At 46.4% G+C, this 12,103-nt stretch carries 14 protein-coding genes; 7 read left to right on the top strand and 7 right to left on the bottom strand.

What is annotated here, in order from left to right; all coding sequences use genetic code 11:
* The first annotated feature begins 134 nt into the window (after nt 1–134).
* From RHEIN_RS10005 to RHEIN_RS09995, 3 genes are all read left to right on the top strand, one after another.
* Nucleotides 135–584 (top strand): YybH family protein, encoded by a 450-nt coding sequence (locus tag RHEIN_RS10005; protein WP_008898858.1) that lies wholly within the window; start codon nt 135–137, stop codon nt 582–584.
* Nucleotides 585–912: 328 nt separating this feature from the next.
* Nucleotides 913–2,133, top strand: coding sequence for a S1 family peptidase (locus RHEIN_RS10000; protein WP_008898857.1), 1,221 nt, complete (start codon nt 913–915; stop codon nt 2,131–2,133).
* A 10-nt stretch (nt 2,134–2,143) separates the two neighbouring features.
* Nucleotides 2,144–2,662, top strand: a complete 519-nt coding sequence (locus tag RHEIN_RS09995; protein WP_008898856.1) for a hypothetical protein — start codon at nt 2,144–2,146, stop codon at nt 2,660–2,662.
* 123 nt (nt 2,663–2,785) lie between these two features.
* On the opposite strand, the gene RHEIN_RS09990 is transcribed toward RHEIN_RS09995, so the two are convergent.
* The 4 genes from RHEIN_RS09990 to RHEIN_RS09975 all read right to left on the bottom strand — a co-directional run bounded on the left by RHEIN_RS09990 (nt 2,786) and on the right by RHEIN_RS09975 (nt 7,489).
* On the bottom strand, nt 2,786–2,965 hold the full coding sequence (locus RHEIN_RS09990) for a DUF6435 family protein (RefSeq protein WP_008898855.1): 180 nt from the start codon (nt 2,963–2,965) through the stop codon (nt 2,786–2,788).
* A 73-nt stretch (nt 2,966–3,038) separates the two neighbouring features.
* Entirely contained in the window at nt 3,039–4,418 is a 1,380-nt protein-coding gene (pntB, locus tag RHEIN_RS09985; protein ID WP_008898854.1) for a Re/Si-specific NAD(P)(+) transhydrogenase subunit beta, read from the bottom strand.
* A gap of 5 nt (nt 4,419–4,423) precedes the next feature.
* A complete protein-coding gene (pntA, locus tag RHEIN_RS09980; protein WP_008898853.1) occupies nt 4,424–5,953 on the bottom strand; it encodes a Re/Si-specific NAD(P)(+) transhydrogenase subunit alpha in 1,530 nt (509 codons plus the stop codon).
* Nucleotides 5,954–6,259: 306 nt separating this feature from the next.
* Nucleotides 6,260–7,489, bottom strand: coding sequence for a multidrug effflux MFS transporter (locus tag RHEIN_RS09975; RefSeq protein ID WP_008898852.1), 1,230 nt, complete (start codon nt 7,487–7,489; stop codon nt 6,260–6,262).
* A gap of 281 nt (nt 7,490–7,770) precedes the next feature.
* On the opposite strand from RHEIN_RS09975, the gene RHEIN_RS09970 reads away from it, so the two are divergent.
* A complete protein-coding gene (locus RHEIN_RS09970) occupies nt 7,771–8,307 on the top strand; it encodes a hypothetical protein (protein WP_008898851.1) in 537 nt (178 codons plus the stop codon).
* A gap of 14 nt (nt 8,308–8,321) precedes the next feature.
* Here RHEIN_RS09970 and RHEIN_RS09965 read toward each other — a convergent pair whose 3' ends face one another.
* The 3 genes from RHEIN_RS09965 to RHEIN_RS09955 form a co-directional block, all read right to left on the bottom strand.
* Complete coding sequence (locus tag RHEIN_RS09965; protein ID WP_008898850.1) at nt 8,322–8,723, bottom strand: hypothetical protein; 402 nt, start codon at nt 8,721–8,723, stop codon at nt 8,322–8,324.
* 133 nt (nt 8,724–8,856) lie between these two features.
* Nucleotides 8,857–9,450 carry a hypothetical protein gene (locus RHEIN_RS09960; protein ID WP_008898849.1) on the bottom strand — a complete coding sequence of 198 codons (594 nt, stop codon included), beginning with the start codon at nt 9,448–9,450 and terminating at the stop codon, nt 8,857–8,859.
* Nucleotides 9,440–9,964 (bottom strand): RNA polymerase sigma factor, encoded by a 525-nt coding sequence (locus RHEIN_RS09955; protein ID WP_008898848.1) that lies wholly within the window; start codon nt 9,962–9,964, stop codon nt 9,440–9,442. The genes RHEIN_RS09960 and RHEIN_RS09955 overlap by 11 nt, the downstream gene beginning before the upstream one ends.
* Before the next feature lie 196 nt (nt 9,965–10,160).
* Between RHEIN_RS09955 and RHEIN_RS09950 the strand changes: the two genes are divergently transcribed.
* Genes RHEIN_RS09950 through RHEIN_RS09945 form a run of 3 tightly spaced genes read left to right on the top strand, consistent with a single transcriptional unit; the run spans nt 10,161 to nt 12,094 of the window.
* Nucleotides 10,161–11,627 carry an amidohydrolase family protein gene (locus tag RHEIN_RS09950; protein WP_139056445.1) on the top strand — a complete coding sequence of 489 codons (1,467 nt, stop codon included), beginning with the start codon at nt 10,161–10,163 and terminating at the stop codon, nt 11,625–11,627.
* Between the two features lie 44 nt (nt 11,628–11,671).
* Nucleotides 11,672–11,812, top strand: coding sequence for a hypothetical protein (locus RHEIN_RS21035; protein WP_008898846.1), 141 nt, complete (start codon nt 11,672–11,674; stop codon nt 11,810–11,812).
* A gap of 3 nt (nt 11,813–11,815) precedes the next feature.
* On the top strand, nt 11,816–12,094 hold the full coding sequence (locus RHEIN_RS09945) for a superinfection immunity protein (RefSeq protein WP_008898845.1): 279 nt from the start codon (nt 11,816–11,818) through the stop codon (nt 12,092–12,094).
* The last annotated feature ends 9 nt before the right edge of the window (nt 12,095–12,103 follow it).

Genomic DNA, 12,103 nt, shown 5'->3' with positions numbered 1-12,103 from the left:
TTTTTCCGTCCTTTTGTCCCAGTCTGATAGCGCAGGTGAACTGCCGGGTGTTTACTTTCAATTGCACGATGATTAACCAAGCATATTGTTAGTGTTGGGCGGTATTTAACCGCCCTTTTTTATTGGGGCGTGATATGAAACTATTCACAACAGTAGTCTGGCTGCTCAGTTTTTGGTGCTGCTACATTCAGGCAGAGCAGGCATTAAGCACACAGCAGCAACAGGTATTTGCTGCAGAACGCGCTTTTGCCAAATCTATGGCTGACCGTGATTTAAAGGCGTTTGAGCAGCATTTATCCAATGAAGCCATTTTTTTCGGTGAAGCAGTGCTTAAGGGTAAAGCTGCTGTTGTTGCAGGCTGGAAATCCTTTTACCAGCACAAAACAGCGCCTTTTTCGTGGGAGCCGACACAAGTTGAAGTGTTGGATGATGGGTCTTTGGCGCTAAGTAGCGGACCTGTCAAAGATCCGTCCGGCAAAGTAATAGCGACTTTTTCATCCGTTTGGCGCCAGGAACAACCAGGGATCTGGAAAGTGGTGTTTGATAAAGGTTGTGCCGTATGTCACTACGATAAAAAAACGTAAAACAGGCCAAACATCATTTCTGCTCTGATGTTGTGATTTGTTATAGTTTTGATACTGCAGTCACAACTCTTCCGTTTCTGTGGTTAAATCAGCAAATAAACGCATATCGCCTTTACGTTAATGGCAGATGCTCAGCAATTGTCTGCTTTTAACTGCTTGAATATTTCGGTTTGGGATAACTTTGGTAGTGTGGCGTTGAAAATACTGCTTGTACTGATGTCCGCTATTTTTTTATAGTAGTTAACACCCCGTTGTAAAATTACAAATCATCAACTGATTACCTGCTTCGGCGATCCGGTAGCTCTATTGGTTCATAATAAGGACAATAATGAATATAAAATTTGGTTTTGTGCTGGTTTGTCTGGCACTTTTGGTATCTGGTTGTACTGCCACAAAAAAAAATCCAACAGCTCTGCCTAAAGGCGTTGTTGTGAATAAATCTGTTCAGGTGCCTAACCCGGTAAAACTTCGCTACTATGTTCCTAAAGCCGCTCTGGACTCTAAGTTTTTTGCCAGTTGGCGTGGCTTATGGGTGAGCCCCGGGCAAGGACTTGCTCAAGGTGTTGATGCAGCGTTTAAGAGCCACTTTTCTGACTCTGCTTTAGCTAAGTTTAATGCAAATGATGAGTACGCATTGCTTGTTGCGCTTGCACCTGAATGGAAGCCAGGTAGTGGAGTGTTAAATTTTGAGCTGAGTTATAAGGTGTTTGACAGCAAAGGAAAGGTACTGCTGGAAGGTAAAGAAACTGATAAGGCTGACATTGGCGATATAGCGCAAACTGCAGCCTTTTATAACACCGCATTGAAGACAACTCAGGTGATCAGTGTAAAAGTATTGAATGCGCTGAACCCCAGCCTCAGCACCTTTCCAGAACTTGCGAAGATTGATTCGGTTGCAAAAGAAACGCTTGCTGATATGAAAAAACCAGTCAGTACTGGTACAGGCTTTTTCGTTAATAAAAATGGACAGGTTCTCACCGCAGCTCACGTATTGGACGATTGTCTGGTGACCAAAGCGACATTTGGCAAAAAAGACTCTTATGCGACCTTGCTGGCTAATTCAATCTTGCTGGATACAGCTGTATTGAATACTGAATTTACTCAGGTGCCATTTTTACCTGTCAGAGAAGGGGACGATACCGTAGTGGGTGAACCTGTGGCAAATGTAGGCTACCCCTTGCAAGGTGTGTTGGCTCAAAGCGCCAATTTAACCAGAGGAAATGTCAGTGCTGCTGATGGTATACCGGGCTCTATGGGGCATTTACAATTTTCCGCACCTATCCAGCCTGGTTCAAGTGGTGGCCCTATAGTCTCTGATGGTGGTGAGTTATTAGGAATGGCGGTAAGCACGCTTAATGTCACCAGTTTGATCGAAAAAGGCATAGTGCCTCAAAACGTAAACTTTGCATTAAAGCGGCATCATATTCGCCGTTTTTTAGATAAACATCAGATAGCCTACAGCAATTCAAAGCCCGATTTTAAAGCTGACTTCCGCACTGGCAATGATGCTGCATTGGCCACTGTTGTTAAATTATCCTGCTACCAATAAGGACTTTGTAATGAAATATAGCCTTGGTTTATTCGTGATGATGTCTTTTGCCTTACAGGTTAATGCCGCCGATCTGCCAGTCCAGTTTATCTCCACCTTTGATAAAGAACTGGGCATTGAAGAACAATTGAAGCAACTGCCTCAATTGACGAATCTTGGCGCTGAGACTTACGGTACTCCGGTTAAGTTGTTGGTGACCTACCATGATCAGGGCACTGCCGGAGGTGATGTTGCCAGTTTTACCTCTTTAATGCTTGCAGCAGGTTCACTGGGTATATTGCCTATTGTGGAGAACAACGATTTTGTGGTGTCCTATGAATTAAGAGTTCACTCCAAATCTATCGCAAGCTTTAGCTACAGTATCAATACCACTGAAGCAAAAAATATGTACACCATGGACCATAAGCCGAGTAAAGAAGTGCTGGATTTCGCGAAAACCACACCAGCCTTGTTCGCAAAAGATTTGGCAACTGTTCCGGCTTTTAAAGAGTTACAGCAGGAATATAGCTTTTATTTTCCAGCGAAGTAGCTGCTTCTAAGCTGCGGATAGATGAAGCTAAGCCTTTAACATAGGTGAATAGTTGTAGATGAAAAAAGAGCAAAGCAGAGATGCATTGCTCTTTTTTGCTAAAAAAGTGGATGGTTTTTGCGTCTAACTATTTTTTTCAGCCTGCAATTTTTCCAGCTGAGCCCATAACTCTTCTGCTTCTGAAGTTAAATCGGCAAATAAACGCATATCGCCTTTTCGCTGTGCCAGCATGGCTTGTTCAGCTTTGGTATCGTATTGCTGGCGTAATTTTTTCACAGGGTCGCGCTTTAAAAAACTGAACATAGATGGCTCTTAAGATGAGGCTGAACTGGATGCAGTTTAATACGCCCAGCTCAGCTGTTTAGCCCACTAAAAACTACAATGCTTTTAAAATCGCATCCACAGTGGCTTTGGCATCACCAAAACACATCTGAGTGTTGTCTTTATAAAACAATGGGTTATTGACGCCAGAGTAGCCTGTGTTCATGGAGCGCTTAAACACAATGACGTTGTGAGCTTTCCAGACTTCCAGTACAGGCATACCTGCTATAGGGCTGGTTGGATCTTCAGCTGCAGCGGGGTTGACTGTATCGTTGGCACCTATCACCAGCACCGTATCTGTATCGGACAAATCTTCATTAATTTCATCCATTTCCAATACTATGTCGTAAGGCACTTTGGCTTCGGCAAGCAACACATTCATATGGCCTGGCATACGACCGGCCACAGGGTGAATGCCAAAACGCACTTTGATGCCACGGGCTTTGAGCTTCTGGCAGATCTCCGCCACCGGGTATTGTGCCTGTGCCACAGCCATACCATAACCAGGGGTGATCACTACAGAGCTGGAGTTTCTAAGCAAATCCGCCACATCTTCTGGACTGATTTCCCTGTATTCGCCTTGCTCTTCGTCGCCCGAACTTTGTTTTGCATCGACCTGACCAAAACCTCCGGCTATCACTGAGATAAAAGAGCGGTTCATCGCTTTGCACATGATGTAAGACAAGATAGCGCCGGAAGAGCCAACCAAAGCACCAGTGACAATCAGCAAGTCGTTGGACAGCATAAAACCCGCAGCTGCAGCGGCCCAGCCTGAGTAGGAGTTCAACATAGACACCACGACCGGCATATCAGCGCCGCCAATGGAGGCCACCAGATGCAGGCCAAATACCAAAGCAATCAGCGTCATAATCAACAGGGCAGATTCTGCGCCATCAAAGCTTACAAAATAAACCAGCAATACAGCAGATGTGATTAGTGCCAGTAAATTCAGTTTATGTTTATGCGGAATATTCAAAGGTTTAGAGCTGGCTATACCCCGAAGCTTGGCAAAAGCCACCACTGAACCTGAGAAAGTGACAGCTCCGATAAATACCCCTAAAAACACTTCAGTTAAATGTACGGTAAGTTCTGCGCCCGTAGTGGTGGCGAACTCAAAAAAGCTGTTGTAACCCACCAGCACTGCAGCCAAACCGACAAAGCTGTGCAATATAGCCACCAGCTCCGGCATTTGCGTCATTTCAACTTTCAGTGCCAGCCGAAGGCCTATGGCAGCACCTATAGCCAAAGCGATAAATAACGGCAGCATTGCATCCATGCTGACGCCTGCAATGGTGGCGAGCAGGGCTATGGTCATGCCCAAAATACCCAGCCAGTTACCACGACGGGCAGTTTCCTGCTTAGATAAACCGGCTAAACTCGCGATAAAAAAAGCGGCTGCCACTATATAAGATGCTGTAATTAATCCTTGTGTCATGGCTGTTACTCCCCGCCTTTACTAAACATTTTCAGCATGCGCTGTGTGACGGTAAAACCACCCACTATATTGATACTGGCAATCAGCACGGCAAAAAATGCCAGTACCTGCACCAGCAGTGAGTCGCTGCTGATTTGTAGCAAAGCCCCTAAAATGATAATGCCAGAGATGGCATTGGTGACCGACATCAACGGTGTATGTAAAGCATGAGTGACGTTCCAGACCAGATAAAAACCCACCACGCAGGACAATAAAAATACTGTGAAATGTGCTAAAAAGTCACTGGGGGCGGAGTACCCTATCCAAAGTAACAACAAAGCGGCGGCAGCTATAAACCAGTTGGAATGAATGGATTTTTTAGGGGCTGCCGGGGCTGTTGTGGTGGCAGCTATTGGTTTAGCTGTAGCTGTCACGCTAATAGCTGGAGGCGGGTAGGTGACTTCGCCCTGATGCACCACAGACATGTTGCGGATAATTACATCCTGCATATCCAGCAGTATCTGACCATCTTTGGTTTTACATAAAAGTTTGGCTAAGTTCACCAGGTTAGTGCCATAGAGCTGTGACGACTGAGCGGCTAAGCGGCCTGGCAAGTCGGTGTAGCCAATGACTTTAACCCCTGAACTGGTTTGGAAAATCTCACCCGCCTGAGTGTATTCACAGTTGCCACCAGTTGCCGCTGCTAAATCAACAATGACAGAGCCGGGTTTCATTGAATCGACCATCTCTTTAGTGATCAGCTTAGGTGCTGGTTTGCCGGGAATAAGAGCTGTCGTAATGATAATGTCGACTTCTTTGGCCTGAGCTGCAAACAGCGCCATTTCAGCGGCAATAAATTCATCCGACATCACTTTGGCGTAGCCACTGGAAGAGGAGCCATCTTCGGCAAATTCCAGTTTTAAAAATTCACCGCCCAAAGACTCAATTTGTTCTGCCACTTCAAGCCGGGTATCAAAAGCCCGCACTATAGAACCTAATGAACGTGCCGCGCCAATAGCGGCAAGACCTGCTACACCAGCACCAATCACCAGCACTTTGGCAGGCTGTACTTTACCTGCAGCTGTAATTTGACCACTTAAAAAACGACCAAAACTATGAGCCGCTTCAATCACTGCGCGGTAGCCGGCAATATTCGACATAGACGACAAGGCATCCAGCGACTGAGCCCGTGAAATACGGGGCACCATATCCATCGCCAGTACATTAATGCCTTGGGCGGCAAGGCGTGTTACTAAATCCGGGTTTTGTGCCGGCCAGATAAAACTCACCAATGTGCTGCCTTTTTGCAGTTGGCTGATTTCCTGCTCTGTTGGGGCATTGACCTTATAAATCAGTTCGCAGCCCCAGAGTTGGGGGCCCTCTGCTATGCTGGCACCGGCCTGAATATAAGCTTCATCGGTAAAACCCGCGGCAGTACCAGCGCCAGTTTCTACCAGCACAGTAAAACCTAATTTACGCAGTTGCTCTGTGGTAACAGGGGTAGCCGCCACCCTGGTTTCGTCTTGAAGAGTCTCTTTGGGGATAGCAATAAACATCCTGACCTCTTGTCTTATTTTTTTGATCCGGCAAAGCGAATACCAGTGCCTGTTGAAAAGCTTTGGCCTGGTGATGTTTTAGCGCAAGGGCTGAACTGTTCATAAGAACAGAACTACCACTGCTTAGAGGATAGTCGGCAATTTCAGTTTTGCTTTTCAAAGGCTTAGCAGAAGATATGAAAATGGCAGAAAAAAGCAGGTAGGTTTAGATGACAAGGTTCAGATAATAAAAACCCGACAACGCTCAAGCGGTTTGTCGGGTCTCGGATAGTGAAGAGCTCTAGCTCAGGAATTTGCCGCAGAAACTTACTGTTGCTCCGGGTTCTTCAGTTTGTACTTCTGCGCATAAGTTAAAATAGCCATACTGATGCAGCTAAAAATTAAGAAACCAGCGGTCACAGGGATCACTGTGCCGTTATACATCTGGCCTATCACTGTGCCTATGCTCATCGACATAACAGAGGAGGTTGAGCCAATAATAGCTGCTGCTATTCCCGCCACATGGCCCATAGGTTCCATCGCCATAGCGTTGATATTACCAAACACCAGACCAAAGCAGAAAAACAGCACAGAAGCGTACAGCACAAAAGTCCACAGCTGTATTTCAATCACTAAATGAAGTGCTAAAAATAAGGCTGAGCTACTAATAATGCCCCAGACAGCGCGGTTGGATAAATGCTGCATGCCCCATTTTTGCACCAGACGGGAGTTCACCAAAGAGGCTGCGCCAAAGACTATAGCCAGTAAACCAAAGTACAAGGTAAACAACTCGCCTGTTTTAAATAAGTCCTGAAATATTTGTTGTGATGAGTTCAGATAACCAATAAAGCTGCCAAAAAACAACCCCATACAAATCATATAGCACACTGTTGGCACATTGCTGATCACTTCCTTAAAGCCTTCAGAAAAGCCCTTTGTGCTCATGGCAATACGGTGCTCTTTTGGCAAGGTTTCTTCTAAGCGCATAAAAATCCACACTACGATAAGCAATGCATAAAACACATAAAGCACAAAAATATCGCGCCATGTGCCTACCCATAACACGGCCTGGCCAAGGCTTGGCGCTAAAGCCGGCACCATCACAAAAATCATCATCACCAGCGACATAATACGCGCCATATCATTGCCGGAGTATTTGTCCCGCACTATAGAAATAGCCGATACATAAGGGCCTGATACCCCTAAACCCTGCACAAAACGGCCAAACAATAAGGTGTTGATATCTGTGGCGAAATAACAAATGACAGTGCCTACTAAAAACAGCGCTATACCACCGTTTAACACTTTTTTACGGCCAGTGGCGTCGGATAAAGGCCCACAAATCAGCTGGCCTATGGCCATACCCAAAAACAAAGCACTGATCACCAGTTGCGCCTGATTCGGGTGACTCATGGCAATATCAGCACGAATAGCATCCAGCGCTGGCAATAAGGCATCAATAGAGATGGCAACAATAGACATCAACAGCGCCACCAGCAAAGTAAATTCGCCGGTAGAAATGCGCGACTTTGGCGCATGAGTGGAGTAATCAGACATGTACAGCATTCCTTGTTTAAAACGGCCCAAAAAAGGCGTGGCTAGTTTAACGCTTTTACCCGACTAAAAGTGTCGGCAAATGTAAACAAATTTGGAAGTAGTAGGTTCTAGATAAGGCTAATCGACAGATAGAGCGGATAGAGTTAGCCTGGCTTTGCCCGAGGCGAAATGGCCAGACACTGGAGCAAGCCATTTTTTCTGTTGCACTCTTGTTGTTTCAGTCACAAATGTTTTACAGTAAGTGGCATCAATAAGGTTAAGGTAAAGGGAATTATCAAGAGATGACAACAGGTTACAGCTTTAAGAATCCGGAAATGATTATCGCCGGTTCCGCACTGATCGTCAGTTTAATTACCGCCTTTGTCAGTATTTATTCGGCCTCTATTGACAGAGCTTATGCCAGAGCTTCGGTATGGCCAAGAGTGGAAATTCAACGTAGCTACAACGATAGCCGTTCCTTTTTTTATTATATAGTCAGTAACAAAGGAACGGGACCTGCGGTTGTTAAACATGCCAGACTGAGCTATGACAATAAAGCGGTAAAAAGCTGGCCAGATTATTTGCAACTGCGCAGTGGTCGTACCGTAGGTCATGTGCAATCACACATAGGTTCCATAGTCTTGTCGGCAGGAGAGTCCACTAAACCCATGGAACTGCGTGATGCCGAAGTGGCGAAGTTACTTGCAGATCAAGACAACTTACAGATAGAGCTTTGTTATTGCTCTATTTATGACGAATGCTGGATGGTAAACCGCGCTAATAACCCAATACCAGTAGCCCAATGCACGATAGAGGATAAAGAGCGGTTTTTACAATAAGCTCTGGTGCCCTGTCAGTTATTGCTGATTAACTGCAGTACAGGTTGTACCCGACGACCAAAATAAATTTGTATTGTGGTTTGCTGACCTGACGCCAGACTAAGCTCAAAGGCTTGTGGAAAAATACGGCTGCAGTCTGCCATCAAAGCCACTAAATGTTCCTGATTAAACATACGCTGACCACCAGCGCCATTGGTCACAGTGATAATAGCAACGCGCTCGCCGTTATCAGCGGCCAGCAAAGCATAGTTATCCAAAATCAGGTCACTGCGTCTGGGCACAATATTTTTGTCACGCTGACAATTGAGCTGCACATCTTTGAATGGTGTAGGTTCAAACCGCAGCACCTGATCTCTGTCCGGCTCATAGGCATGCACACCAGTACTCAGCAAACCCAACAACAACCACTTATTCATCACTACCTCAAAAGAAACAAAAGTTGCAAAAAAGTTACATTAGCTGATTTGTGCACCTTTGCCAATCACTGCCGATACTTTTGAATGCTTTGTTTGCACCTGTTAAAGGTGGTGCATCCCTGACTGAGCGCAACTATTCGCTGCGCTGAAAGTCATCCGCTAAGCGGGTGAGTTCTTGTAGTTGTGTTACTTTTTGCCGTTTTTTTTGCTGCAAGCGCAACATCATCAGCAGACAAAGTGGGCATACCACCAGACTGTAAAACAGCAGCAAGTCTGTGGGGATCTCTGCAAGTTTTCGCCACTCTAGCAGCCACAACAAACCGGAAAATAACATCAAGGCAACACAGGACAATTGGGTATAGAGGTAGTAACGCAGTGTGAGCTGACAGGCCCGGGCGCGAAATTGCACTAAACCACTGCTGCTCCAGTTGTCATAAGCCAGTATAGGTCTGTGCACTGTCCAGCCGATATAAGCTGTGCTAAGTGCCCCGAATGTGAGGAACACAGCAGCCAGATACCCCAGCCATCCCGGCATAGTAAAGGCTAACCAGCAAGCGGTAGTCAGCATCACTACTGCACTAAGCCATTCGCCGTACATCAGCCATTTTTGTCGGCGTTGACGTTGTGCTGCTTGTGCCAGATCCGTCTCGTTGGGCAACTGCTCGGTTGGGGTTTTCTGTTGTTGCCAGCTTTTTGTCAGGGCGGCAAAATCAAAATTATCTGCCATTTTGCATGATCTCCATCAGTTCTGTTTTAGCGCGATTTAACCGCACCCGTACCGCCCCCTGGCTTAACTGCAGAATTTCTGCAATCTCAGGGGCATCCAAATCTTCCATCGCCAGCAAAATAACCTGACGGTTGGCTGCAGATAAGCGCCGCACTGCCAGCATTAACTGCTGGCTTTGCTGTTGCTCACCGACTTCAGCCGAAGGACAGTCCTGAACTAACAGCTGTTGATGGTCTTCATCCAGCGGCTGCCATTGCTGGCGTTTTGCCCTGGCTATGTGATCAACAGTGACGTTGTGCACAATACGAAACAGGTAAGCGCGTGGCAGCTCTGCACTCTGAATGCGCGTAGCCGACTGATGCAGCGCCAGAAAAATATCCTGCTTTAAATCCTGCCGTGCTGCCGGGTCTGCCTCTGATGCCATCAGGGTGCGGCTGATCGCGGCCTGATTTTGTTGCCATAGTTCAAGTAAAAACTGCTCAGGCGATGCAAGGCTGCTGGTAGATAGAGTCAAAAAAACCTCCCTGTTCAATATCTTATAGTTTTTATCAAAGTTATCACTCTGCTCTTAGTAAGTCTGCCCCTGTTGGCAAAGTGTTACAAAAATAAATAAAAAAATTTTTGTAACAGCTGACAAAAACTGCACGACTTCTTAAGCAAACACAACAAGTTCACTTACCTTGGCTTTAAGGAGTCTTACTTTGAAAACAATGACTTTAAAAAAATCAGTGCTGTTTTGTCTGATGGCAAGCTGTTCTCTGTCACAGGCAGTCGCTGAAAAACCAGCTGCGCAGGCCGGGACAGTGCTGTACCACAATGCCACTTTATTAAATCCCGCTACAGAGCAGCAATTGAGCGATGGTTGGTTGCTGGTCAAAGATGGTCGCATAGTGCAAATGGGCCAGCAGCAACAAGGTGATGGCAGCTTACCTGCAGCGACTCAGCAGATTGATGTACAGGATCAGTATCTGTTGCCTGGCCTTATCGATGTGCATCTGCATCTGACCGCAGGGCCACACAGAGTTGAAATGCAGGATGGTAGACCGGTTATGACGCTAAAAGGTCATAGCGAACTGACCCGCTATCATGCACTGAGCACTCTGGCTACTGGTGTGACTACCGCTTTTAGCCCTGCAGGTGAACCAGAGGCTAACGCTGAATACGCCAAACAGCAGAGAGCTGGACACTGGCCTGGTCCAAAGTTGAGTTATGCCGGTTTTGTATTTGAACCTACTCCCATTTTAGGGGGATCTGTGCATCCAAAAGATGAAGCTGGCTGGCGAGCTGAAATCAACAGACAAAAGGCGCTGGGTGCAGAGTACATCAAACTCTATCAGGGCTTAACCAAAGAAGAAGTGGCAATGGGGATAGATTTGACCAAAGCGGCTGGATTGAAAACCATAGCGCATCTGGACGCTGTGAGCTGGCAATATGCCGCCGATCTGGGGATTGATGCTTTAACTCATGCCTTGCCTACCAGTGCAGAACTATTAACCGGTGAAGGCAAAGCTGCTTATGTAGCCGAACGTAAAATTCCGCATAGCGCCCGCTTTGTTTATAGCTGGTTTAAGCACGTTGATTATGACAACGCACCTATGCAACAGCTTATCCACACTTTGGCCCGCCAACAAACCCGGATTGATCTGACGTTAGTCGCGAATGAACTGATGTACTTCGCCCGCGAGTTGGAAACCTTATACCCGGAACAGGATATGTGGGTGTATCACCCACAAATGCGCAAGCGCTGGCGCGCAACATTGGCAGCCCCCAGTTATGACTGGTCAGCAGAGGAATTAGCTACAGCGCAGCAACAAATACCCAAGGTACTGCAACTGTTTAAGCGCCTTTATGACGCTGGTGTACCACTGGCAATTGGTACTGACAGCGTGGCCAGCGGGCCATTTTACCTGCGCGAACTGCAACTTAGCCAGGTTGCAGGCCTGACAAACTGGCAGGTTTTGCAACTGGCGACCAGCGGCGGCGCACATCATCTGGGCCTGGCCGATCATGGTCAGCTCAAAACAGGTTATGTCGCCGACTTTATTGTGCTGAAAAGCAACCCACTGCACGACCTGAAAGCGCTAAATACACTGCATACAGTAGTGCAGCAAGGCAAGGCCTGGTCAGTGGATGAACTGAAGTCTCAGCTGGCAGCCCTGTCTGGCATAAAACTTTAAGCGTGTAAAAAACTGACCTGATGATCAACAACGAGGACTATTTGATGGAAACTTTAAACTACTGCGTCTCAGAACTGACGACTGAGCTTTACTCCAGTGATGCTGAATTTATGGTGCTGTTTATCGTGTTATGGCTTGTGGCCTCTGTACTGCAAAACAAATTTGAAACCAATAACGAGGAGTAAGACATGGAAACTTTACAACAATTTTTAGCGGCTTTTACTGAAGCATGGCAACAAGCGGATCTGGTTTTTTTAGTGGTTTTTGGGCTGTTGTTTTTAATAGTCTGGTTTTTGCCAAGCCTGCTGGCTTTGGCATTGAATCGCCAGCATGCAGCTAAAATTGCCTTACTCAATATTCCTGCAGGTTTTTCATGGATAGCCTGGGTTGCGTTAGTGGTGTGGGCTGTTACAGGCAAACTGGGTGATAAACTGGCTGCAAAAGCCAGTTTAAAGCCTGTCGCCTGATAGTCAGGG

This window comes from Rheinheimera sp. A13L (assembly GCF_000217935.1).
Classification (GTDB): domain Bacteria; phylum Pseudomonadota; class Gammaproteobacteria; order Enterobacterales; family Alteromonadaceae; genus Pararheinheimera.
The sequence above is the reverse complement of the archived record's forward strand: the minus strand, read 5'-3'. Positions and strand labels throughout refer to the sequence as shown.